26 protein-coding genes are annotated in these 24539 nt (G+C 42.4%); 11 read left to right on the forward strand and 15 right to left on the reverse strand.

Annotated elements, in window-relative coordinates; translation table 11 throughout:
- Positions 1 to 59: 59 nt before the first annotated feature.
- From astE to seqA, 3 genes are all read right to left on the reverse strand, one after another.
- A complete protein-coding gene (astE, locus tag L1271_RS07090) occupies positions 60 to 1094 on the reverse strand; it encodes a succinylglutamate desuccinylase (RefSeq protein ID WP_102056774.1) in 1035 nt (344 codons plus the stop codon).
- A 245-nt stretch (positions 1095 to 1339) separates the two neighbouring features.
- Positions 1340 to 2977 carry a phosphoglucomutase (alpha-D-glucose-1,6-bisphosphate-dependent) gene (pgm, locus tag L1271_RS07095; RefSeq protein WP_102056773.1) on the reverse strand — a complete coding sequence of 546 codons (1638 nt, stop codon included), beginning with the start codon at positions 2975 to 2977 and terminating at the stop codon, positions 1340 to 1342.
- 13 nt (positions 2978 to 2990) lie between these two features.
- Positions 2991 to 3539, reverse strand: coding sequence for a replication initiation negative regulator SeqA (seqA, locus tag L1271_RS07100; RefSeq protein ID WP_010604716.1), 549 nt, complete (start codon positions 3537 to 3539; stop codon positions 2991 to 2993).
- 136 nt (positions 3540 to 3675) lie between these two features.
- On the opposite strand from seqA, the gene L1271_RS07105 reads away from it, so the two are divergent.
- From L1271_RS07105 to fur, 5 genes are all read left to right on the forward strand, one after another.
- Positions 3676 to 4443 carry an alpha/beta fold hydrolase gene (locus tag L1271_RS07105; RefSeq protein WP_102057864.1) on the forward strand — a complete coding sequence of 256 codons (768 nt, stop codon included), beginning with the start codon at positions 3676 to 3678 and terminating at the stop codon, positions 4441 to 4443.
- 87 nt (positions 4444 to 4530) lie between these two features.
- A complete protein-coding gene (locus tag L1271_RS07110; RefSeq protein WP_010372701.1) occupies positions 4531 to 4752 on the forward strand; it encodes a DUF2788 domain-containing protein in 222 nt (73 codons plus the stop codon).
- Positions 4752 to 5030, forward strand: a complete 279-nt coding sequence (gene ybfE / locus L1271_RS07115; RefSeq protein ID WP_010372698.1) for a LexA regulated protein — start codon at positions 4752 to 4754, stop codon at positions 5028 to 5030. The genes L1271_RS07110 and ybfE overlap by 1 nt, the downstream gene beginning before the upstream one ends.
- Before the next feature lie 14 nt (positions 5031 to 5044).
- Positions 5045 to 5572: a flavodoxin FldA gene (fldA, locus tag L1271_RS07120; protein ID WP_010604714.1), complete on the forward strand. Its 528-nt coding sequence runs from the start codon at positions 5045 to 5047 to the stop codon at positions 5570 to 5572.
- Between the two features lie 104 nt (positions 5573 to 5676).
- Complete coding sequence (gene fur, locus L1271_RS07125; RefSeq protein WP_010372691.1) at positions 5677 to 6123, forward strand: ferric iron uptake transcriptional regulator; 447 nt, start codon at positions 5677 to 5679, stop codon at positions 6121 to 6123.
- Between the two features lie 90 nt (positions 6124 to 6213).
- On the opposite strand, the gene L1271_RS07130 is transcribed toward fur, so the two are convergent.
- The 7 genes from L1271_RS07130 to glnS form a co-directional block, all read right to left on the reverse strand.
- A complete protein-coding gene (locus L1271_RS07130; RefSeq protein ID WP_235367447.1) occupies positions 6214 to 6843 on the reverse strand; it encodes a glutathione S-transferase family protein in 630 nt (209 codons plus the stop codon).
- Between the two features lie 54 nt (positions 6844 to 6897).
- Positions 6898 to 7251: a DUF1428 domain-containing protein gene (locus tag L1271_RS07135; protein WP_174168900.1), complete on the reverse strand. Its 354-nt coding sequence runs from the start codon at positions 7249 to 7251 to the stop codon at positions 6898 to 6900.
- Positions 7252 to 7265: 14 nt separating this feature from the next.
- On the reverse strand, positions 7266 to 7655 hold the full coding sequence (locus L1271_RS07140) for a YciI family protein (protein ID WP_235367448.1): 390 nt from the start codon (positions 7653 to 7655) through the stop codon (positions 7266 to 7268).
- 85 nt (positions 7656 to 7740) lie between these two features.
- Positions 7741 to 8586 (reverse strand): YciI family protein, encoded by an 846-nt coding sequence (locus L1271_RS07145; RefSeq protein WP_235367449.1) that lies wholly within the window; start codon positions 8584 to 8586, stop codon positions 7741 to 7743.
- A 137-nt stretch (positions 8587 to 8723) separates the two neighbouring features.
- Positions 8724 to 9998 carry an RNA polymerase sigma factor gene (locus tag L1271_RS07150; RefSeq protein WP_235367450.1) on the reverse strand — a complete coding sequence of 425 codons (1275 nt, stop codon included), beginning with the start codon at positions 9996 to 9998 and terminating at the stop codon, positions 8724 to 8726.
- Between the two features lie 102 nt (positions 9999 to 10100).
- A complete protein-coding gene (locus L1271_RS07155; protein ID WP_235367451.1) occupies positions 10101 to 11927 on the reverse strand; it encodes a protein kinase domain-containing protein in 1827 nt (608 codons plus the stop codon).
- A 56-nt stretch (positions 11928 to 11983) separates the two neighbouring features.
- Complete coding sequence (gene glnS, locus L1271_RS07160; protein ID WP_211868904.1) at positions 11984 to 13648, reverse strand: glutamine--tRNA ligase; 1665 nt, start codon at positions 13646 to 13648, stop codon at positions 11984 to 11986.
- Positions 13649 to 13896: 248 nt separating this feature from the next.
- Here glnS and L1271_RS07165 point away from each other — a divergent pair, with 248 nt between their 5' ends.
- Positions 13897 to 14967, forward strand: coding sequence for a DUF3083 family protein (locus tag L1271_RS07165; RefSeq protein ID WP_235367452.1), 1071 nt, complete (start codon positions 13897 to 13899; stop codon positions 14965 to 14967).
- A gap of 111 nt (positions 14968 to 15078) precedes the next feature.
- Here the strand turns inward: L1271_RS07165 and L1271_RS07170 are convergent, their stop codons facing one another.
- From L1271_RS07170 to L1271_RS07180, 3 genes are all read right to left on the reverse strand, one after another.
- Entirely contained in the window at positions 15079 to 15486 is a 408-nt protein-coding gene (locus tag L1271_RS07170; RefSeq protein WP_235367453.1) for a VOC family protein, read from the reverse strand.
- 112 nt (positions 15487 to 15598) lie between these two features.
- On the reverse strand, positions 15599 to 16525 hold the full coding sequence (locus L1271_RS07175) for an electron transfer flavoprotein subunit alpha/FixB family protein (RefSeq protein WP_235367454.1): 927 nt from the start codon (positions 16523 to 16525) through the stop codon (positions 15599 to 15601).
- The gene (locus L1271_RS07180; protein WP_174168906.1) at positions 16522 to 17274 is read right to left on the reverse strand and encodes an electron transfer flavoprotein subunit beta/FixA family protein; all 753 of its coding nucleotides are present in this window, start codon (positions 17272 to 17274) and stop codon (positions 16522 to 16524) included. Before L1271_RS07180 ends, L1271_RS07175 begins: the two co-directional genes overlap by 4 nt.
- A gap of 176 nt (positions 17275 to 17450) precedes the next feature.
- Between L1271_RS07180 and L1271_RS07185 the strand changes: the two genes are divergently transcribed.
- Together L1271_RS07185 and L1271_RS07190 are read left to right on the forward strand one after the other, a co-directional pair.
- Entirely contained in the window at positions 17451 to 19100 is a 1650-nt protein-coding gene (locus L1271_RS07185; RefSeq protein ID WP_235367455.1) for an electron transfer flavoprotein-ubiquinone oxidoreductase, read from the forward strand.
- A gap of 84 nt (positions 19101 to 19184) precedes the next feature.
- A complete protein-coding gene (locus L1271_RS07190) occupies positions 19185 to 19664 on the forward strand; it encodes an acyl-CoA thioesterase (protein WP_010372647.1) in 480 nt (159 codons plus the stop codon).
- A gap of 382 nt (positions 19665 to 20046) precedes the next feature.
- Here the strand turns inward: L1271_RS07190 and L1271_RS07195 are convergent, their stop codons facing one another.
- Both L1271_RS07195 and L1271_RS07200 read right to left on the reverse strand, forming a co-directional pair.
- Positions 20047 to 20229 (reverse strand): hypothetical protein, encoded by a 183-nt coding sequence (locus L1271_RS07195; RefSeq protein WP_235367456.1) that lies wholly within the window; start codon positions 20227 to 20229, stop codon positions 20047 to 20049.
- Positions 20230 to 20333: 104 nt separating this feature from the next.
- Complete coding sequence (locus L1271_RS07200) at positions 20334 to 20516, reverse strand: hypothetical protein (RefSeq protein WP_235367457.1); 183 nt, start codon at positions 20514 to 20516, stop codon at positions 20334 to 20336.
- A 157-nt stretch (positions 20517 to 20673) separates the two neighbouring features.
- Here L1271_RS07200 and tsaA point away from each other — a divergent pair, with 157 nt between their 5' ends.
- The 3 genes from tsaA (at position 20674) to L1271_RS07215 (ending at position 24171) form a co-directional block, all read left to right on the forward strand.
- On the forward strand, positions 20674 to 21381 hold the full coding sequence (tsaA, locus tag L1271_RS07205; protein WP_235367458.1) for a tRNA (N6-threonylcarbamoyladenosine(37)-N6)-methyltransferase TrmO: 708 nt from the start codon (positions 20674 to 20676) through the stop codon (positions 21379 to 21381).
- Between the two features lie 131 nt (positions 21382 to 21512).
- Entirely contained in the window at positions 21513 to 23240 is a 1728-nt protein-coding gene (locus L1271_RS07210; protein WP_010604699.1) for a proline--tRNA ligase, read from the forward strand.
- Between the two features lie 130 nt (positions 23241 to 23370).
- On the forward strand, positions 23371 to 24171 hold the full coding sequence (locus L1271_RS07215) for a UDP-2,3-diacylglucosamine diphosphatase (RefSeq protein ID WP_102056759.1): 801 nt from the start codon (positions 23371 to 23373) through the stop codon (positions 24169 to 24171).
- Positions 24172 to 24539 lie beyond the last annotated feature (368 nt).

Here is a 24539-nt window from a genome sequence, read left to right on the forward strand (position 1 = left end):
GCATCAATGTTTTTGGAAAGATTTTGATACGAAGGCAAGTAGAATTTTACATCTATGATTTATATAAAGTTTTCATCAACCTCTAACGGGATAACCGTTAGTAATGCACGTTGCCCCAAAGCAACATTGGCATTTGGGAAGATAATAGCTTCCCCCTCAACTTCAGCGAAATATTGCTTATCTCCGTCCGTCGCTAGTAATTCACCTTTTGAAAACCCTGTAAAATTCTCAGCAGAATCAGCGAATGGAAAAGAAAATTCGGCTTGAGTACGATTGATTGTACGATGAACCGTAAACAGCTCGAACTCATCTGCATTAAATTCTTTATATTTTACTTTTTCTTGGCTAATTAATGCTTTTAGCGTTTCTTTGGTTTTTGCAAAGCTTGCCATGTTATTCTCACCAAATGGCTTAACCTGCCCAAGTTCGATAGTGAAAGCGTCGGCCCCAAACTGGTAAGAAGAAAAGTAACTAAATGTCGTAGCAGCCGAGCGCATCATTAATACAGTGTTGACACCGCATGACAATAAAAATTGCAGCTGCGATTTCTTCCACGGCTTACCATGTAAAAATGGATAGACTGCAAACTTTTCGTTTTTAGATCCTCGAATAGCAGTGTGAAGGTCGTAATGACATCGATAGCGCTCACCGCTTCCCTGTTCAAAGAAAGCCCTAACATAACCTTCTAGTTTTTGCGCTCGGACCTTTTCTGGATTATCTGTTTCTTGATTATGTGCGCCGTTAAAAAGGCGGTTTAGATTTTCATCGACAAAACGCTGCCCAATATTAATGGATTTCGGGTTGCCAAAAATAAATAACACCCGTTGTGCCAACGCTAGTCTGCCAGTAATAATATGTTGGATAAGCTCATCACATATCTCAATTGGCGCGGTTTCATTGCCGTGCACAGCGCTCGATAGCACTATATCTTTCGTTGTTTCACCTACAGGCGTAAACTGGATCACACCAGTATCATGGACTTCCACCAAAGTACCGTTGTCTAAAGTGAAATTCACGGGTTCCAGTGTAAATTCGTTATTTCTTGTGATAGTAAGAAAGTCACCGCTTTGTTTTAATTCTGCTAAGTACGTCATAATTCCAAATTGATGTTGTTGAGTAATACCAATTATCTTAATTAAGTGATCTATTTTGAGGCGAGAAAATCTTGTCGATAACAAGGCTAAAATTTTGCTATTTAGTTATTCTAAATAAGAAATTTTTAACGCGGTTAGCGTCAGATTTACTCCTTCAAATTGAGCAAGTATTACGACTAATTGGTATAACCCGCATAGGGATACAAAAAAGCCATACGAGGAGTATGGCTTGTAGAAGCTTTTTGTTAACTAATCACTGAGTCAACCAATGTCTTTGCCTCATGTTCAAGTTCAGCTAAATGCGCGTCACCTTTAAATGATTCAAGATAAATTTTGTAGATATCTTCAGTACCCGATGGACGCGCCGCAAACCAACCATTTTCGGTAACGACTTTAAGGCCACCAATAGCCGCGCCGTTACCAGGGGCATTGGTTAATATCTGAGTAATTTTATCACCTGCCAGGGTGTCCGCCTTGATATTGTCCGCGCTTAATGCCTTAAGCTTTGCTTTTTGCTCAGTATTTGCGGGTGCATCAATACGTTTGTATACAGGTGCGCCAAATGCTTGTTCAAAAGCGTGATAATGCTGAGATGGCGATTTACCTGTGACAGCTAGGATTTCGGCGGCAAGTAATCCCATGATAAAACCGTCTTTGTCAGTACACCATGTGGTGCCATCTTTTCTTAAAAACGCAGCGCCAGCACTCTCTTCACCGCCAAACGCGAGCTCTCCAGCCGCTAACCCGTCTACAAACCATTTAAAGCCAACTGGCACTTCGTAAACTTCTCGGCCGTTTGCGCCACACACTTTGTCAATCATGGCACTAGATACCAGTGTTTTACCGATTTTTACTGAGCTCTTCCAGCTTCGGTGTTTAATGAGGTAGTCAATTGCAACCGCTAAAAAGTGATTAGGATTCATCAGGCCATCAGGGGTAACAATGCCATGTCTGTCGAAGTCCGGATCATTACCAATACCGATATCGTAGTCATCTTTCAGTGCTATCAAATTAGCCATCGCAAAAAGCGATGAACAATCCATCCGCACCTTGCCGTCTTTATCTAGTGGCATAAAGGAAAAACTCGGGTCTACAACGTCATTTACAACCGTGAGCTTCAAGTCATAGTGTTTGGCGATCACTGGCCAGAAATTAACACCTGAACCACCAAGAGGATCCACACCAATATTAACACCAGCTCGAGCAATGGCTTCCATATCAATTATGTTACCCAAGTCTTCAACATATGGAGTGATCAGATCTTCGTACTTGATAAATCCAGATCTTCTCGCTTTAGCAAACGGAAATAGTTCAACTTCAACCAAATCTTCGAGTAGTAACTGATTCGCCCTATCTTCAATCCATTTGGTGACATCGGTATCGGCAGGTCCACCATTCGGAGGATTATATTTAAACCCGCCATCTTCTGGCGGGTTATGTGATGGCGTAACGACAATTCCATCTGCAAGCTCATGAGGATTGACTAAATTGTGCGAGACAATCGCATGGCTGATCACAGGGGTTGGTGTGTAGTCATCATTTTCTTGTGTGATGACTTGTACTTCGTTGGCAACCAAGACCTCAATAGCCGAGTTAAAAGCGGCTTCCGACAACGCATGAGTGTCTTTACCAAGAAAAAGCGGACCGTAAATATTGTTGTTTTTACGGTAATCGCAGATCGCTTGAGTGATGGCCAGAATATGCGACTCATTAAACTTAAAATTAAGTGAGCAACCTCGATGGCCACTTGTGCCAAAGGCGACACAATGCTCTGGATGCGCTTCTAAATCAGGCTCATTTAAATAGTACGATGAAACCAGCTTAGGTACATTTACCAATAATTCTTTCGATACCTTTTTGCCAGCTTGCGGATGGATCGCCATAAGATTTCCTTACTTATAGGTAGTCTCTAATTTTCTCGGCAGCTTCATCTGTGTAACCTAACACCTTAGCTACTTCGTGAAGCATCATTTTCTTTCTAGTCGTATTTGAATTTGTCATCACCCAATATTCGCTGTCTGCTATATTTTTCGGGTTCATACTGCTACCACTTTCGAGTAGTGCATTTTTACTCGTGGCGAAGTAAATCCTATCGCGGCCTTTAATTTCGAGCACACAATTAAATTCGGATTTATGTGTACGATGAAGCGCGGATAGGATAAACAAAAATCGCCCGACCACGCCCTTTTGCATGGCAAGCTCTTCTTTATTTAGAATATTAAAGACATTCGCAACGGGTTTTACAGGTTGGCTTGGTGTTTTTGTTTGTGACTCAGCTGTAATTTCTGGTACTTGTTTTTCTTCCTGCTGTGCGACGGCTTTAGATTCTGTCCCAGAAGTAAGTTTTAATAAACGACGTAAAATCTCAGAAGCACTTTCTCCAATACTTTGTGTGTTACTTGCAATGTATTGATATAGCTCGTCATCTATTTCTATCTTTTTCATGCGTTTCCTGTCATCTATGCTAATTAGGAGCAACTCATTTCAATTGCCACTTAGTATATCCAAATTTAACTTATTACTCTATGGCTTTGCATTTTTACTCTTCAATGTCACAATTAGCGCCAATTTTGGAGGATTTATGCAGTTAAACTATCAACAAATTGGCGACCAAGCCAAACCTAGTGTATTTGTTATGCACGGACTCTTTGGTTCCTTGGAAAATTTGAATGTGGTGGCAAAAGCACTTGCTGAACATTTCAGTGTGATTAACGTCGATTTGAGAAATCACGGTCGCTCTTTTCATGATGAGCAAATGTCCTATCCAATAATGGCAAACGACATCAAAGCGTTATTGGATGAGTTAAAACTGGATAAAGTCAGCCTAGTTGGCCACTCAATGGGTGGTAAAGTGGCAATGCAATTCGCCCAATTATTCCCAGAAAGCATCAACAAACTTGTCGTATTAGATATTGCGCCTGTTGATTATCACTCAAGGCATGACGCAATAAATGCCGCGCTTAACGAAGTGCAGAAAAGTGATGTATCAAGTCGTAGTGAAGCAGATACCATAATGTCCCAATATATTGAAACAGTCGGCGTGCGTCAGTTTTTGCTTAAAAGTTTGGCAAAAAATGAAGAAGGTAAGCTTACTTGGCGTTTTAATTTAGATGTAATTACTGAAAAATACGACGCAATTACATCTAATATTAATGAAACGCATTCCTGTTTATGCGATACTTTGTTCATTAAAGGGAATAACTCTGACTATATCCTGCCTGAGCATAGGGAGCCCATCGCTCGTTTTTTCCCAAATGCGCGAGCAAAAATAATACAAGGTGCGGGCCATTGGCTACATGCTGAAAAGCCTGAAGCTGTAAATCGCTCAATTATTGATTTTCTTCAATAAAACGAATTGAATTTACCGTTATAAACTTAATTTATGCATGTAGGTTATGGTATAGTAGCCGCCGTTTAAGTATTGAGTAGAGCTCAGATGGTCAGTCAATTTATAAATGAATTTGAAACGCTAGGGCTGTGGTTTGCGCTAGCTGGTATATTCTTTTTCATCGGTATGGCGATTCAGGACGTACTGAAAAAAGGTGATGTGCCAAAGTTCGGACGCTACATCGTTTGGCTAGTGCTGTTTCTCGGCTGTTCTGGATTTATAGCAAAAGGCTTGATCCAAGTATTTTGGCAAGGCGCAGGTGTTGGATAATGGCCAAGGCTGAAACTGATAGAACAACTATCGACCTATTTGAAAATGAAAAACGTCCAGGACGTCCTAAGACGAATCCACTGCCACGAGAAGTGCAGTTAAAGGTTAACAAGCGCAATCAAATTAAGAGGGATCGCGCGCGTGGCCTAAAAAGAGTAGAATTTAAGGTTTCATCAGAGTTGTATCAAGCGCTAAGTGATATGGCGGAGTCGCAAAACATTAGTCGAAGTGCACTCATCGAGACCATCTTACAAGAAAAGTTAGCGGTTAATAGATAGAAGGTAAGAAATTAATGGCAAGCGTAGGTATTTTTTTCGGCAGTGATACTGGTAACACAGAACACGTTGCTAAAATGATTCAAAAAGAGCTAGGTAAAAAGCTCGTAGACGTAAAGGACATTGCTAAAAGCAGTAAAGAAGAGATTGCCGAATTCGATTTACTACTTTTCGGTATTCCAACATGGTACTACGGCGAAGCTCAGTGTGATTGGGATGATTTTTTCCCTGAACTTGAAGAAGTCGATTTCGAAGGTAAGTTAGTTGCTATTTTCGGCTGTGGCGACCAAGAAGATTATGCTGAATATTTCCTTGACGCGATGGGCATGGTTAATGACATCGTCACCGAACGTGGCGCTATTGTTGTTGGCCATTGGTCTACCGATGGTTATGACTTTGAAGCGTCAAAAGCTGTCGTTGAAGATGGTAAGTTTGTTGGCCTTGGTATTGATGAAGATCGCCAGCCTGAGCTAACAGAGCAACGCGTTAAACAGTGGTGTGCACAAGTATATGACGAAATGTGCTTAAGCGAGCTGGAAGATTAATTCCATTTGCTTTGCACTTGCTGCCCGAGCAAGTTATTCTTAGGTTATAGCGTCGTGAATATTGACCTAAGACAAATTATAACTAACAGATTGAGACAGATTTAATGACTGATCACAACTTAGAGCTTAAAAAGGCTGGTTTAAAAGTAACGCTTCCACGCATCAAAATTTTAGAGATCCTTCAGTCTCCTGATAATCAACACATCAGTGCAGAAGATGTGTACAAGATCTTATTGGACAAAGGTGAAGAAATTGGCCTAGCTACAGTATATCGCGTGCTAAACCAATTTGATGATGCTGGTATTGTAACACGTCACCACTTTGAAGGCGGTAAATCTGTTTTCGAGCTGTCTGGCAGCACGCACCATGATCACTTGGTATGTTTAAAATGTGGCAAAGTTGTCGAATTTGAAGATGACGTTATTGAAACACGCCAAGAAGAAATCGCGAACAGCAATGGCATCAAACTCACGAATCACTCACTATATTTATACGGTGAGTGTGAAGATAAAGAAGCGTGCAAAAAGTACGCTGAGGAAAATGGTAACTAACCTACCTTTTCGCCAATTTAAGCATTAAGCCAGCAAATTGCTGGCTTTTTTAATTTGTTGCATAAACACCACCTTCCATTTATATGGTCACTATATTCTAGAGTACAATTCCAGCTGATCTTTGTATGCTTTTTTAAAAGCAGCTCTAGAAACACATTGCTCTAGATACTTTCGGCAATAGCTATATTGATTTAGCCCATCAAACCTATCGACCAAACGAAGCACGTCAGCCATCGCGATATCTGCAACAGAAAATTGCTCAGCCAACCAAGTTTTTCCCCGAAGATATTCATTCATGTGTTTCAAACGGCTATGTAAAAATCGCTCTATCGCTTTGCTGCCATCACTCTCAAAAGTATCTTCAGAAAATTTCAAAATTGTCCATGGAAGACTCGCCATTTCAACAGAGTTGAGCGCGGCGAATAACCACTGTATTACCGATGACCTATTTTCTGTCGATATTAACTCATCGTTATGTTCAGCGATGTATAACAGACCAGCACCACTTTCAAATATCTCCTTATCTTCATGGCTAAGCCAAGGAACTTGACCAAATGGTTGATGTAAATAATGCGCATTTTCTCGTTCATTGAATGCGGTAATTTCTATATCATAGGGTATGCCCGCCTCTTCTAGCGCCCAGCGCAAGCGAATATCCCTGACATATCCTCTTGGCAGCTCAGGCACCCAATCAAAAGTGGTAATGGTAAAGTTCGGCATATATCAGCTCCATGTCTATTGGACTGATAACTCAGCCCAATTTAATAACTAAGATTAACACTCTACTATTGTCATAAAGCCACCATAGATAAGCCTTTTACCATCAAACGGCATTGGATTAGCTTCTTGATCGCAAATAGGATCTTTAAATACTTCTGCCATTCCAGCGTCACGCACTTCTTTTGAAGGCCAAGTGATCCAGGAAAACACCACTGTTTCATCAGGCTTACATTTTACAGCCATTGGAAAAGAGGTAAGCGTACCATCAGGGACATCATCCCCCCAGGCCTCGACAACGTGTTCTGCTCCAAATTTTTTAAACACTTTTGCCGCTTTGCTGGCGTGTGCTTGATATTCTTCACGCTTACTGGTGGGTACAGCGCATACAAAACCATCTATATAACTCATCTTTGACCCCTCTATTATTCTCGTTTTTGTGCTTCATAGCTGACATTGTTCTCGTCTTGTAACTCGCGAACAGGCCGAATTTCAATGCTGCCATAGCGCGCTGGCGGAATTTTGCTAGCCGCTTGGATGGCCTCATTTAAGTCTTTAACATCAAGTAAATAAAACCCCGCAAGCTGCTCTTTAGTCTCTGCAAATGGGCCATCGGTAATATCGACTTTACCCGCTCGTACCCGCAAGGTTGTCGCACTTTGAGTTGAGAGCAACGCGTTGCCCCCTATCATCTGCTCGCGCTCTTTTAATGATTCCCCACACGCGATACATTCACGGTTAAGTGCGTCCCATTCATCTTGTGAGAGCTTTTCCATTGCTTGTTCATCGTAATAAACCAAAGCGACATATTTCATAGTGTGTCCAGCTCCTTATTAATTAGTATCTGAATAGCGAACGTCTTTTGCTGCTCGATCTGACTTAGCTATTCCGTGCTCAAGGTTAATTAGTATTACTAGGTAACATCACCATCCACGCAACACCGAATTTATCAACGACTTGACCATAAAGGGGGGACCAAAATGTTTCTTGTAATGGCATTCTGACCGTGCCACCATCGGCTAGCGCATTAAATGCACGGTGAGCTTCTTGTTCAGAATCAATTGTTATAGACAGACTAAATCCTGCAAACGGTGCATCATCACCACAGCCGTCAGATGCAAAAATCTTCATATCGCCAATGCTAAACTCACAGTGCATTACTTTATCTGAGAAGTTTTCTGGTATCGCACCATCAGGAATAGGATCTGGACTTTCGTTAAAACGCATAAGCAGACCGACTTTGGCATATAGATGCTGTTGATAGTATTCAAGTGCCTCTTCGGTACGCCCTGCAAAAAACAAATAATTGCAAACATGTGCAGTTTGCATCGCAATCTTTTGTCTTAATTGTTCTTCGTCTTCGAGGATTTCGCCGCTGGGATCGATACCTGCAAAGTCAGCCATTTCATAAAACGGTCTAACTTCAATATCAGATTCCTCATTCATGGGATTAGGACAGCGCTTAACCCATTCTAGCGCCTCTTCCATTGATGTAACTTCCCATACCCAATAACCTGCAATTAACTCATTAGTCTCTGCAAAAGGCCCTTTAGTTACTATGCGCTCTTCGCCTTTAAAACGAACGCGAACTCCCTCTTTACTCGGCTTTAAACCATCACCAGAAGTCATTATTCCAGCATCAACTAATGCATTATTGAATTCTCCCATCGCAGCCATTAATTCCGCGGTTGGTAACTCCCCTGCTTCAGACCCTTCACTTGCTTTTACAATCACCATTACTTTCATCGTCAATTCTCCTGTTGTCTTTTATAAATAGAGCTGAATAACCAAAGGTTACCTGCGGTGTTAATAAATAAAGTGCTCTATACACTCTAGTCGAATGCATTCTTTAGAGATCGACAAAGTAAGGAAAATTTTCTTAATTAATTTTCACCGAGCTTGAGAAGCTTTTGTTTGAGAACCCTTTGCTCTGGTAATTGCGTTGTTAAGTTGAGAGCCGTTTTAAATGCATTAATCGCACTAGCCGTTCTGCCAGCACGAGATAATAGTTCGCCATAAGCCGCATGAGCCAAGTGATATCTTTGCATTTCTTTGTGCTCAAATAGCCGCTCTATAATGGTAATACCCGCATCTGGCCCCTCTTTCATAGCGATTGCGACCGCTTGGTTGAGCTCAATAACAGGAGACGGGCTTACTTGGTGTAGCTGAGCATATAATTCAACAATCTGTGACCAATCTGTCGCCGCTGCAGTTGTCGCAACTGCATGAGTCGCAGAGATAGCGGCCTGAATGGTGTAAAAGCCATATTCACCGGCGCGCATTATTTCAGCGACCAACTGCGTACCTTCGGCGATCATACCTTTACTCCAAAGGTTTCGGTCTTGATCTTCCAGTAAAATGATGTCACCGCTAGCATTGGTGCGCGCCGCCTTTCTTGCATCATTCAAGAGCATCAAGGCGAGTAACCCCGCCACTTCTGGATCTGGTGTTAGAGAATAAAGTAAACGAGTTAAGCGAATGGCCTCGGACGTCAGTTCACTGCGTATTGCAAGTTCGCCTTGTGTTGCTGAATACCCTTCATTAAAGACCAGATAGATAACCGTAAGCACCGCATCAAGTCGGTTGTTAAAGTCAGTGTCGTCTGGCAGCTCGAACGGAATACGGGCATCACGGATCTTCGCTTTGCCGCGCACAATTCGTTGTGCCATTGTTGTATTAGACACCAAAAATGCACTGGCAATTTCTTCTGTTGTTAGTCCACAGACCTCCCGCAGAGTAAGCGCAACTTGTACCTTTGGATCAATAGCCGGATGGCAGCAGGTAAAAATTAATCGCAATTGGTCGTCTTCAATTGCATTGGCGTTTGGCTCTTGAGCGTGGCCTGCGATATCAGAAACCCCATCCACTTCAGTAGCAGCAACTTCTAGCTTTTCTCTTTGACGTTGCTGTTTACGTATTGCATCAATGGCTTTAAAGCGACCAGTAGAAATTAACCAAGGGACTGGGTTTTCCGGCATGCCTTGAGTAGGCCAGTGTTTTAACGCCGCATTAAACGCGTCTTGCAATGCTTCTTCCGCTAACTCAAAGTCACCTAAAAGGCGGATCAGTGTGGCGTAAATTTTCCGGCTTTCTTGCTTGTACAGCACTTCGATAGACTTACGAATAGCATTGCTATCGCAAGCGAGTTGATTGCTCATCACTTTCCTTCGTCAGCTAGGTTATCGCTATTTGAATTGGTATAGTCACTATTTCATAAATCAGCAAGAGCCTCAATAACTGGCCAGAAGCGGTACTAACACCTAAGTGTTAACGACAAATGTTTTGGGATTTTTGGGAAAGAAAAAGTCAGACTGACGGTCGCATAAAGCAAACTCACGTGTATTTTTATAGGGCAGCTTCATAAACCCTGCTACGCCATAATCTTGAATACTAACCGCGTATTGCATGATCCGAGTCAATAGCGCCTTAAATTGCGCTGCTTTATTAGCATCAAGTAGCCGGTAGTAATAATGAATTTTCATCCTATCTTGCAACGATTCAAAAATGATGCAACCTGTATGATGGATCTGATTTAACTCGAACACGCATTGAATTATCTGTCTTGGCAGCTGCAGTTGCTCGTCTGGATCTTTGCCGTCTTCAAAGTATGAATGCGGGCGTGTAATTTCATTGCTCGAAATATCGCTAACGCTAAACTCTAGTTCTGGCAGATGGTCAAATTGGAACGCACCGGTGCCGTCACGAGTCAATTGAATAGTTTGCCGCGCGTCGAATAAACAACATTTAAATAAACCTTTTTGTTTGATCCCCTGCGCGAGCATTACGGTGGCGTTCAACGCGTCTTTAAATGCAAGACTCAATGTTTCATCGTGTAAAATAAGACTCGACTCAACAAATACTTGCGCGTCTTTCCAGTGAAAACTGAGACCACCAACGACCGGATATTTTGCCAGCCTGCTGATTGAGGCCAAAAAGGCTTTCTCGGTATCGCCGGTATCAAACAAAAACTCTTTATAATATCTATCTAATTGCGCGTCGTTTACGTCTCTTAGATTGTGTTTATCGTCAGCACGACGTAAAAACTGCTTGCGTGAGCTATAGACGACCGTTTCAGGTTTAACTGCGGCTTCGTAGGTCCAAAAAGGAATGCGGGATTTTTTCTCTGACAGTGTTAAATCAGGTAAATACATTTTTGCCATTGCTGGCATATTACGAACAAAGTAATCCCCTGCGCTATCCCTCGTTGCTTTGTCTTTGCTAAGCATGCCATCCAGCACTTGCGCAAATACTTTTGGCAGCCCCAAAGCGCTAGCAGGAATGACCTGAGCACCAAAGCGACATGATTGTGCACTAGCCAGTGCATAAATCGTCGATGCAACGCCTTGTTCATCAAAACGAGGAGAAGATTGTGCACCCGACATTTGCTCATCGCCAATAAAGTACACATCTCCCATCCGAGCGTTAGTCGTACTTACATCAGATGACATTAAATCCATGATATTGCTGGCGATAGGCTCGCCATACACGTCCACCTGAGCATAGACTGAGCTTCCCCAATCAACCAAAGAGAAACCATCGGAAGCTTCATCCCAAACGATATTGGATGGCTTAATATCTCCATGAACGATGGGCTGAGGAGACATGCCATTGCGACGCTCGCGCAAATCAACCAACACATTTCTGAGTTTTAACGCGAGGCTTACCAACTCATGCGCTTTAAAACGGCCCTTTTTGAGTGAGATCTTTTCTAAATCTTCACCAGGGGCACGCTCCATCATCAAAATGCCTTGCTTCTTTACTCGCTCGAAGGCATAGAAGTTTGGCACCATAGGGTTGTCAATTTGCGACAACATATAGCCTTCATCTTCAAGCCTATCACGCACACTTTGGGCAAGCGTGATCCGAGAAAATTTAAACACCCAGTCTTTCCCCATATCACTTCTACCAGCAAATACGAAGCCAAATGCACCAGAGCCAATTACCTCAACATGTTTATAGCCAAGTTGGCTCAATTGTTTTTTACAGATATTCAGCCATTGACGATGCTTTTTTGCATCATGATGAGACAGTAAGTAGATGGACTGCTGTTCGTTGATATAGAAGTGTTGGATGGATTTTTCAGACATAATTGTACGTAGGAAAAGCAATAAAAAAGGTCGACATTAGCCGACCTCATTCAGTATTAACCTTGCTGTTCTATCTTAGCCCACGAATCACGTAGACCAACAGTTTGGTTAAACATTAGCGCTTCTGACTTGTTATCACGACAGAAGTAACCTAAACGCTCAAACTGATAACCTTGCTCAGGCTTAGCGTTTGCAAGTGCTGGCTCAAGTTTGGCATTTGCAATGGTTACCAAAGAGTCTGGGTTTAACACTTCCGTGAAATCTTCAGCAGCCGCTGGGTTTGGCACAGTAAATAGACGATCATACTGACGCACTGGCGCTTCAATACAATGTGAAGCAGATACCCAGTGAATTACGCCTTTTACCTTGCGGCCATCTTCTGGGTTTTTACCTAAAGTATCAGGGTCGTAGCTACAGTAGATTGTCGTAATATTACCGTTTTCGTCTTCTTCAATGCGCTCAGCTTTAATCACATAAGCATTACGAAGACGCACTTCTTTACCTAGCACCAAACGTTTGAACTTTTTGTTCGCTTCTACGCGGAAATCTTCTTGTTCAATGTAGACTTCGCGCGTAAACGGTAGCTCACGCTCGCCCATGTCTAATGTTGGGTGATTAGGCGCTTGTAGCATTTCAACTTTATCTGCATCAAAGTTTTCAATTACTAGCTTAACAGGGTCAAGTACCGCCATTGCGCGTGGTGCATTTTCGTTTAAGTCATCACGGATACACGCTTCAAGCATACCCATTTCAACCATGTTGTCCATTTTGGTTACGCCAATGCGCTTACAAAATTCGCGAATTGCAGCTGGTGTATAACCACGACGACGAAGCCCTGCAATTGTCGGCATGCGCGGGTCGTCCCATCCTTCAACATGGTTATTAACAACCAAGTCATTAAGCTTACGCTTCGACATCACCGTGTATTCAAGATTTAAACGAGAAAACTCGATTTGCTGCGGATGACACGCAATGCTGATGTTATCTAGCACCCAGTCGTACAAACGGCGATTATCTTGGAACTCTAATGTACAAAGTGAATGCGTGATCCCTTCAAGCGCATCGGAAATACAGTGCGTAAAGTCATACATCGGATAGATGCACCACTTATCACCAGTTTGATGATGGTGTGCAAAACGTACACGATAGATGATAGGGTCGCGAAGCACCATAAATGAGCTTGCCATGTCAATCTTGGCACGAAGAACACATTCCCCTTCTTTAAACTCGCCATTTCTCATTTTTTCGAATAAGGCTAAGTTCTCTTCAGGTGAAGTGTCACGATAAGGGCTATTTTTGCCAGGCTCAGTCAGCGTGCCACGATATTCACGCGCCTGCTCAGGCGACAGGAAGCAAACATACGCTTTACCGTTTTCAATTAGCTCTACGGCGTAGCTATACAACTTGTCGAAGTAGTTTGATGAATAACAAATTTCACCATCCCACTCAAAGCCAAGCCACTGGACATCTTCTTGGATAGATTTAACGTAGTTGATGTCTTCTTTTTCTGGGTTGGTATCGTCAAAGCGTAAGTTGCACTTACCTTGATAATCTTGGGCAATACCAAAATTTAAGCAAATTGATTTAGCATGGCCAATGTGTAAAAAGCCATTTGGCTCAGGTGGAAAACGTGTGTGCGTAGACGCATGTTTGCCACTGGCAAGATCCGCATCAATAATGTTGCGAATAAAGTTTGATGGGCGATTTTCAGTTTCCGCCATAGGAAATCTTTCCTCTGAATTATGCTCTTAGTTAACCTCGGCATTATTACAAAAACTCAGCCGAACTTACAGCAATTATCTGCGCTGTATCAGGATTTATTCATTTGGTTAAATGTTCATCAGATTTTTGTGACAAATTTTGTTCTAGCGCAATATTTCCGTCACAACTTCATCCTATAGTTGCGCCATCTCAGTGTTTATACCACAAACACTGCTTAAGTCACGTTACCGAGGAAAGGACAAAAGTAATGGCTTCAATGAATTTGAATCGTGTTTATATATCAACTAAGGCTAGGAACAACCACTATATTCTTGCTGAGTTTAAACCGGATGATGCATTCTATGCATGTTTTGACTCCAGCAGCGCGTGTTACGAGCGTTTGTCTCGCCAGCTATTCGCACTGTGTGACGAATATGAGCTGCATAATGTACATGTAATTGCGAACGATAAATTGCCGGTGGTGCGTTACCACGACGAAGCCTATACCATGCAAACAGAAAAGCAGATTTTGTTTTTCTACAACCCTAAGTTCCACGAAGCGCACCAAACTTATCTCAATGACGGATACCAAGCGCGTAAAATCCGCTTATTATTTTTAGCCACGGGAAATGAATTACGCGCCAATGCAGCGACCTTCCACAACAAAGTGAAAAAGGTGCTTGATGCACTTAAAGAAGGCTTTTCTCCGCTAGAACCTCAGTTTAGAGTGAGAGACCATCAACATTTAACCTATGATCTCTTTGCCAAAGCGAAAGGTGACAAAGAGTCGTATGGTTATAAATTGCGTGCACTTTACCCACGTTATCAAGCCAGAAACTGCACGTTACCAGAAGAATATAGTGAAATGACCTACGCGACCTTTAACATTCCAGTGTCACGTGCAATAAAAACAGAGTTCCAAAGCCAAATGCGCCCTAGTGATTACGGACAATTCTATCGTACACTAGAAGATGCATTTCTTTCTTCTTGCGCCGATAAACAGCTTAATATGGTAGCAATGGTAGCCGATGGCCGTTTGCCTATCATCAGAAGCGCCAAAATCGATAAGTCCGATACTAACCGAGAGCTACAAAAGCTGAGTTTTGATACCGGCTCCGGTGACAATCAAATTTACTCGCTGTTTAACGAAGCAAACCTAGTGGACACCATTCGCTTTGTGATCGTTGCCAATGACAAAGACAAAAAAGACATGGGCTATGGTCGTTTTATGAATCACGTAGAAACGGCGATTAAACGCTTTGTTGCGCAACTTCCTGTTAATGTTGAAAAGCAAGATATCAACGTACGCTTCTTCCAACATATTAGTTACGACTACTAACCATTAAATAAGGTTTGGGCGCTTCCGAGCAAGTCATTGCGCCCTACTTGTTTACCAGAATAATATAAGCATCAATTTAAACGACGAGATAATTAATACTGGTAATTAAAATTATAATTTTTTATACCAAGTGAGGCCTGAATACGGTTGCTGCAGCAAACTTTTTAACCGACTTTGCAAACTACCACTATGGATCTCGAGTTTGTGATGATCGGGGTCATAAATGTAGAGCGAGTCTCCTTCGCTGCTATTTTGCTGCCATAAGCCAACTCCGTTATCCAATAATGTTTTAGAAAAAGTCGTAAAGTCTTCGGCAGCAATATTGAACGCTATATGACTGTAACCTGAGCTCGGAGTTGGCTCTCCTAAAGATAAACAAAGCCATACTTCACCAAGCGCTAAATACGCGCCTTTGTCCCAAGTTACCCAAAGCTCAAACCCTAGCAAACCGCAGTAAAAATCCAGTGATGTATTTAGGTTAGATACCGCTATTGTGATGTGATTTAAGCCTGATAACATATTTACTCCTAACGTTTTTATCCCAAATACGAAAAAAGCCGCGACCAAAGGTACAACGGCTTTAACAACCAGAATTATTTTTCTTGATGTAGGCTAGCTACAAAAAGAAGCGTTACAGCGCCTGTTCAAGCTCTGGTAACGCATCAAATAGATCCGCAACAAGGCCATAATCAGCCACTTGGAAAATCGGGGCTTCTGGATCTTTGTTGATAGCGACAATGACCTTAGAATCTTTCATACCTGCAAGATGTTGAATAGCGCCGCTGATCCCAACTGCAATATATAAGTTAGGCGCCACAATCTTACCGGTTTGGCCCACCTGCATATCGTTAGGCACAAAGCCCGCGTCAACAGCAGCACGCGATGCACCAATTGCGGCCCCTAGTTTGTCAGCAATACCATTTAGCAAGGCAAAGTTTTCACCGTTTTGCATACCACGGCCACCTGAAATAACAACCGGTGCGGCAGTTAATTCAGGGCGCTCAGATTCAGTTTGTTCAATGCTCACAAACTCACTCACTTGAGAGGCAATACTTTGCGAGCGCTCCTCAATGTCAGATGCTGCTTGAGTCTCTACGGCATCAAATGCTGATGCACGCACAGTGATAACTTTTTGTGAGTCTAATGATTTTACAGTCGCAATTGCATTACCCGCATAAATTGGACGCTTAAAGGTGTCTGCATCAATCACATCGATAATTTCTGAGATCTGTGATTTGTCGAGTAACGCCGCGACACGTGGCGCGATATTTTTACCTGTGGTAGACGCTGAAAACAAAATGTGTGAAAAGTCACTTGCTAATTCAACGACTAGCTCAGATGTGTTTTCTGCCAACTGATGTTCGAATGAAGCATCATCAACAGCAACCACCTTTTTTACGCCAGCGATCTGTGCAGAGTGATTGGCAGCCTCAGCGATGTTGTGACCTGCAACTAATACGGTGATGTCGCTTGCTATTTTTGTTGCAGCAGCAACCACCTTAGCGGTTTCAGGTTTCAATACACCATTTTCGTGCTCAGCAATAACTAATACGCTCATGAGATCACCTTTGCTTCTGTTTTTAACTTGTTTACTAACTCTTCAACGCTCTCAACCATCACGCCACCAGAGCGCTTAGCTGGCTCTTCAACTTTCACCAATTCAATACGAGGAGCTAAATCAACGCCTAACGAATCCGCTGCAATTACGTCTAGTGGTTTACGCTTAGCTTTCATGATATTTGGCAGTGAAGCATAACGAGGCTCATTCAAACGCAAGTCTGTTGTCACGATCGCTGGAAGTGATAGCGACACCGTTTGCAAACCGCCATCAACTTCACGCGTCACTTGTACTTTATCGCCTTCAACTACAACTTTAGAGGCAAAAGTGCCCTGAGCACGCTTAGTTAACGCCGCTAGCATTTGTCCTGTTTGGTTATTATCAGAATCGATAGACTGTTTACCTAGAATGACCAGCTCTGGACTTTCTTGTTCCACTACCTTAGCCAGTAGTTTTGCAATGTGCAGAGATTCAAGCTTTGCGTCTGTTTCAATGTGAACTGCTTTATCTGCACCTAGTGCAAGCGCCGTTCTTAGCTGCTCTTGACAAGCTTTATCGCCAATTGATACGGCAATAACTTCCGTTGCGGTGCCCGCTTCTTTTAAACGAACCGCCTCTTCTACCGCGATTTCACAAAATGGGTTGATCGCCATTTTGACATTGCTCAAATCAACATCACTGTTGTCAGATTTGACTCTTGCCTTTACGTTGTAATCAATCACGCGTTTGATTGGCACAAGTACTTTCATGGTTACTCCATCATCTGGTTATTTTCTAAGCTGACGTCTACGTCAACAAATTATTTTATTGGTTTCAGACTACTTCCTGTTGACGTAAACGTCAACCTCAAATAACCTTAGTTTAACGAAAATCAAACTAAAGCCTCTCTTTAGTTAATCTACCGTCAAATAGTGTGAGGTTAATAATGGTCGAACGTGAAACCATGGAGTTTGATGTTGTGATAGTTGGTGCAGGTCCTGCGGGCCTGTCTTGCGCTATCCGACTCGCTCAACAGGCTCAAGAAAAACAACAAGAATTAATGATCTGTGTAGTCGAAAAAGGCTCAGAAGTAGGTGCACATATCTTGTCGGGTGCAGTATTTGAAACCAAAGCACTAGATGAACTTATCCCTGATTGGGCTGCAAAAGGCGCTCCCGTGACAACGAAAGTGACGGGTGACGACATTTATTTATTCAAAAATGAAATCAATGCCACCAAACTGCCTCATCTAGTGGTACCAAAAACATTTAAAAATGACGGCAACTATATTGTTTCTATGGGTAATGTTTGCCGTTGGCTCGCTGAACAAGCAGAACAACTTGGCATTGAAATTTTTCCAGGCTTTAGCGCCCACTCTCTAATAATAGAAGAGCAACAAGTTAAAGGTATTATTACCGGTGATATGGGCCTAGATAGAGATGGCCAGCCTAAAGACAGCTACATGCCTGGAATGGAGCTTAGAGCGAAATATACCGTATTTGCTGAAGGTTGCCGTGGCCACTTAGGCAAACAACTTATAGCTGAATTTAAACTGGATAAAGACGCTTCCCCTCAACACTATGGCATCGGCTTTAAGGAAATTTGGCAAGTAGACCCAAGCAAGCATAAAGAAGGTCTTGTTGTACACGGCACAGGTTGGCCACTCGACAATGATACCCATGGCGGTTCATTTATGTATCATGCTGAAAACAATCAAGTCGTGGTCGGGTTAATCATCGACTTAAATTACACTAATCCACACCTAAGTCCATTTGATGAGTTTCAGCGTATGAAGCATCACGACACCTTTGCGAGTGTACTTGAAGGTGGTGAGCGCATTGCCTATGGTGCTCGAGCAATCGCCAAAGGTGGCTTTCACAGCCTACCTAAAATGCATTTCCCAGGTGGTTTACTGATTGGCTGTGACGCAGGTACCCTCAACTTTGCCAAAATTAAAGGCAACCATACTGCAATGAAGTCAGGTATGCTTGCAGCCGATGCCATCATTGAGGCATTAGGCCAAGAAAGCGCTCCGTCAGACTTGGTAAGTTTTGCCGACAAATTTAAGGCAAGTTGGCTTTATGATGAGCTTTATCAATCTCGTAACTTTGGCCCAGCAATGCATAAGTTAGGTCGTATTATGGGTGGCGCCTACAATATGATCGACCAAAACATTTTCTCAGGTTCGCTACCATTTACTATTAAGGACGAACATCAGGATCACGCACAGCTTAAGCTTGCATCTGAATCGCAAACTATAAGTTACCCAAAGCCGGATGGTAAATTAAGTTTTGACAAACTTTCTTCCGTATTTTTATCGAATACCAATCATGAAGAAGTGCAACCATGTCATTTACAGTTAAAAGATTCTGAAATACCAATCAAAGTGAATTTAGCTAAGTTTGATGAGCCTGCGCAGCGCTACTGCCCTGCAGGCGTGTATGAAGTAAACGAAAACGAGCAAGGTGAGAAGCAGTTTGTTATCAATTCGCAAAACTGTATTCATTGCAAAACCTGCGATATTAAAGATCCGAGCCAAAATATTACCTGGGTCACCCCAGAAGGGGCTGGTGGTCCGAACTATCCAAACATGTAATATCAATAAATCCTAAATTGCGGGGGCGAAATGCCCCTTTCTTTCCTATACTTAGCGTATATTTTTAAAAATAGAGCTGAGCCTATGCCACAACAATCCGTCACCTTTCGATTTTTAGCAGAGCCCACCGACGTCAACTTTGGCGGTAAAGTACACGGTGGTATGGTCATGAAATGGATTGATCAAGCTGGGTATGCTTGCGCCGCGGGTTGGAGCGGCAGCTATTGCGTTACCGTTTCAGTTGCGGGCATGCGTTTCCACCGTCCGATTCTTGTGGGTCAGATTGTTGAGGTTTCCGCGCGCATTGCCCATACCGGGAACACCAGTATGCAGATTTTTATTCAGGTGCGCTGTGGTGATCCAAAAACGCAACGACTTGTCGAAACCAATCACTGTATTATCAGCTTTATCGCCATGGACCAAGCTGGGTATCCAATTCAAATTCCTCAGTTTAAAGCGAAAACCGAAGAGGAGAAAAAATTAGAAGCCTATGCGGTGAAAATGAAGGAAATAGCGATCCAGACCGAATCGCTATTAGAAGAAACCTTGTCCGATAGTAAATAACATGAAGGTTTGATAACAAAAATTAAAGTGTAGAAGTTCAACTACGATTGAACTTCTAGCAGTTTAAAGGCGCTATTCGGCTCACCAAAAACCACGACATTACACTCACCCCAACTTTTCGATATTTGCCACTGCATATTTTCAGCAAATTTAAATTGTGAGAACTGGTTACAATGACGAACTTCGGGGCATTTGGACGGATTTCTTGCAAGTGGACCAGCATTAACAATGTTGACAAGTGCAAATTGGATTCGCTCTATGCAGAGATACTAAAGCTGCTGAAACTAAGTACCATTGAACTAGCGATTTAATCCAATTTTACATTTAAAAGCTTATCCAACAAAGAACATTACTTATTCAAACTTTAAGTTAAATAGCAATTTCACAAAAGGTTTCTTGCAAGAGAAAAAATAACTTTTTCACTTGCAGCTAGCGCATCGCGTTTGCTTAAATTACCGTCTTTTAATAATTGTAAGCTTACTTTTTCAGCCTCTTGACTGAGCAGTACATCCATTTTAGTTGGACTTACTACCCCTTCTGTTAAATCATTAATTATTGCTTGCAATGCAGCTCTACGCTCCGATATAGCGCGGATCAAAATAGGCTTTAAAGGGGATGATTTACAGAGCACTTCTTGACAACTTTGGTCAACCTTTCTATGAAACTCCATTATTTATACTCATCTCGTTTCAGGCGATTAAATGCTTGTAATTTTTCTCGTAAACCTTGAATTGGCTTTATATCTTCTACCAATTGCTTGTACTCGTACGCTCGAGTACCAATAATTTGTTCGTTATCTGTGCGTAAACTCGAACGTAAGCCATTTTGGGGCGAAAAAGTGTGCCGATTCATGTTGCGACTTCCACCAGCAATTCCATTGTTTACAAGGTTATGCGAAAAATCTGAATAGATAAATTACATGACATTACAGGGCTAATTACGAGCAGGGTTTTGTGAAAGTCAGGATCAATAGTAAACTTCGCTCATCTTAATTAAAACAGAGACCATAGTGGAACAAATCACTATCGAGCCCATCGGCTTTATCCAATCTCCTTATAAACAGAAGTTCGCTATACCGAGACAACCAAGGCTTGTCCCAGAGGCAAAAGCCAAGCTTAGATTTGTTGGTGAATTCAATCGCGAAGAATTTGTTCGTGGTATTGAAGCGTTCACGCATATATGGTTGTTGTTTCGTTTTCATGAAACCGCTGATAAAGGTTACTCCGCACTTGTACGTCCTCCGAGACTCGGTGGCAATGAACGTAAAGGCGTGTTTGCGACTAGAGCGACTTTTCGACCCAATGGGATTGGCATGAGTGCAGTAAAGCTCGAGGGCGTAGAGTATAAAAATGGTCAGCTGGCTCTATTGCTCTCCGGCGTAGATTTATTGGACGGTACACCAATCATTGATATTAAGCCGTACCTTCCCTATTCAGATGCCTTGGTGGATGCCACGGCTGGCTTTGCTGATACTCGGCCAGAAACGCAAATGTCTGTTAGTTTCTCAGACGAGGCCAACATTTTTATCGAAAAACAGAAAAACTATCCTGAACTTCGACAGTTCATTACCAATGTACTGAAGCAGGACCCTCGTCCGGCTTATAAAAAGAAACGCACATCACAGCAGGACTATGGTATGAGTTTGTATGATTTTAATATTCGCTGGACTGTGGATGGTGAGCATAACCATGTCACTGAAATATCGTTAGCAAAATAGCAAATTCAGCGGCTTGCCAATAAACTTATAAATTATGAAGATGTTTAGGTATTAAAGCTTTTTAAGCGGCTACTGCACTGCTAGAATAGCCGCCAATAAGAGAACAATAAGTAACTTATACTGGAATAAGAATGCGTACGAGTGAATATATATTAGCGACTCTAAAAGAGACGCCGTCTGATGCAGAGGTGGTAAGCCACCAGCTAATGCTTAGAGCGGGTATGATCCGTAAATTGGCTTCAGGTCTTTATACTTGGCTACCATCAGGCCTAAAAGTTTTCCGCAAAGTAGAGAGAATTGTCCGTGAAGAAATGGACAAAGCGGGAGCGATTGAGCTGCTAATGCCAGTGATCCAGCCTGCAGAGCTATGGGAAGAGTCAGGCCGTTGGGAACAGTTTGGTCCCGAACTACTTCGTATTAATGACCGTCATGGCCGTCCATTTGCACTTGGTCCAACGCATGAAGAAGTGATCACTGATCTTGTACGTCGTGAAATCAACAGCTATAAGCAACTGCCGATCACACTTTATCAAGTCAGTACGAAAGTACGTGACGAAGTTCGTCCACGTTTTGGTGTGATGCGCGCGCGTGAATTCACCATGAAGGATGCCTATTCATTCCACATGACTGATGAGTGCCTTGAAAAAACGTATCACAAGATGTTCCAAGCTTACTGCAACATTTTTGATCGTTTAGGCGTTGACTACCGTCCTGTTATTGCTGACAGTGGTTCAATTGGCGGCAACCTATCGCATGAGTTCCATGTACTTGCAGAGTCTGGTGAAGATGCAATCGCATTCAGTGATGAAAGTGACTACGCTGCAAACATTGAAAAGGCAGAAGCACTTGCACCAACTGAAACTCGCCCAGCGCCAAGTAAAGAACTTAATACGTTTGACACGCCAGAAGCTTTCACCATCGCTGAACTAAAAGCAAAACATGGCGTTAAACCACACCGTGGTGTGAAAACACTCATCGTGTATGGCGCACCAGACGAAGACGGTAAACGTGGGCTTGTCGCGCTTATCGTTCGTGGCGATCATGACTTAAATGAGCTTAAAGCTGAGAAATTAGCACTAGTGGATTCACCGCTCGAGATGGCAAGCGAAGAAGACATTGTTAACGCTATTGGTGCAAAACCAGGCTCTTTGGGACCTGTCGGTCTTTCAATGCCTATCATTGTCGATCGTAGCGCAGCTATCATGGCTGATTTTGTTGCCGGTGCAAACAAAGATGGTGTTCACTATAGTGGGATCAACTGGGACAGAGACGTAAGCGCTTATACTGTTGAAGATATCCGTAACGTGGTTGAAGGCGATCCAAGCCCTTGTGGTAAAGGTAAAATCCTTATCAAACGTGGTATCGAAGTAGGTCACGTGTTCCAACTTGGTACTAAGTACTCTGAAACGATGAAAGCTGGTGTACTTGGCGAAGAAGGGAAAAACCAAACATTAACCATGGGTTGTTATGGTATTGGTGTTTCTCGTATCGTTGCCGCAGCAATCGAGCAAAATAACGATGATTACGGTATCAAATGGCCTGTTGCTATTGCGCCATTTGAGTTGGCAATCGTGCCAATGAATATGCATAAGTCTCACCGTATCCCAGAGATCGCAGAAAAGTTCTATGCAGATCTACAAAATGCGGGGATTGATGTGTTATTCGACGACCGTAAAGAGCGTCCGGGCGTTATGTTTAACGATATGGAACTTATCGGTGTTCCTTATACCCTAGTGATTGGCGAACGTAATCTTGATGAAAATAAGGTTGAGCTGAAAAATCGTCAAACTGGCGAAAAACTGATGCTGGATATTGGATCTGCGGTTGAAACAATCGTTAATGCAATTAGAAGTAAATAAACCTACGTAAATTGCATGACAAAAGAGCATACAGATGTATGCTCTTTTGTCATATTAGCTTCTCCTAACTGCCCCGCCACTGTCATCTTTGCCTCTTAGCATTGTCATTATTACGCTAAAGAGCCAAGCCATGAAAACAACATACTATCCGAGTATTTGGATCTCAGACGTACACTTGGGCTACAAGGACTGTAAAGCAAAGTTCTTGCTAGATTTTCTCAACAAAACCGAATGTGATGTACTCTATCTGGTTGGTGATATCGTTGATCTATGGTCAATGAAACGCCAGTTTTTTTGGGATCCATCCCACTATCAGGTATTAGAATGCATACAAAAAAAAGCGAGATCTGGTACACGCGTTATCTACATACCGGGTAATCACGACGAAACCTTCAGAAACTATGTTGGGCAAACGCTTTTTAAAGTCGAAGTGCATAAAACCTTTATTCATACCACTTCCGCAGGTAAGCGGTTTTTATTACTACACGGTGATGATTTTGACTCGGCAACAAGATACAACAAACTGATCAGTATCATTGGGGATGCCGCTTATGATTTTCTACTCTTCTTAAATCGCTGGACCAATCGCGTACGACGTTTATATGGTGGTCATTATTGGTCGCTTGCATCTTGGCTGAAAAAGCGAGTGCATAAAGCCAGAGAGGCCATTGCCGCATTCGAGAACGCAGCAATTCATGAAGCGAAGAAACAAGGTGTCGACGGTATTATCTGCGGGCATATCCACCAACCAGAGATCCGTGTCGTAGATGGTATTGTGTACTGCAACGATGGTGATTGGATAGAAAACTGCACGGCATTGGTTGAAAACCAAGAAGGTCGTATCGAATTGCTGCATTGGTCAGATGTACAATCTGTCCTCAACGTAGTTGAAATTGACAATGTTAAAACCGATAATGTTGAAGCCGCTTAATAGCGGCTTCAGTTCTTCCAGTCACTCTTCTTTTAATAGCTTATGCAGTAAGTCAGTACGCTTATTGATACGCTTGTTTTGCACGTATGCCTCTGCGCTTAAGCCCATCATTAAAATCAAAAAGATGTATAATACCAATTGAATTAATTCTCTAATCAATTTGAAGGGTGAAATAGCATATTAGCTTCGTTAAAAATTTCTCATCTAGAACAACTAAATAGCAAAATTTTTGCCTTGCTACTAAAGCTACTTCCCCGCTTCAAGATAGATCATTTACTTAATACAACTGGTATAAAACGGGTTGTTCAATAATTTCTGGATAGCGATAGATTAAAAATACTATTGCCACTAGCATACCGATATTCTGG

This window comes from Pseudoalteromonas sp. OF5H-5 (assembly GCF_021530695.1).
Lineage (GTDB): Bacteria > Pseudomonadota > Gammaproteobacteria > Enterobacterales > Alteromonadaceae > Pseudoalteromonas.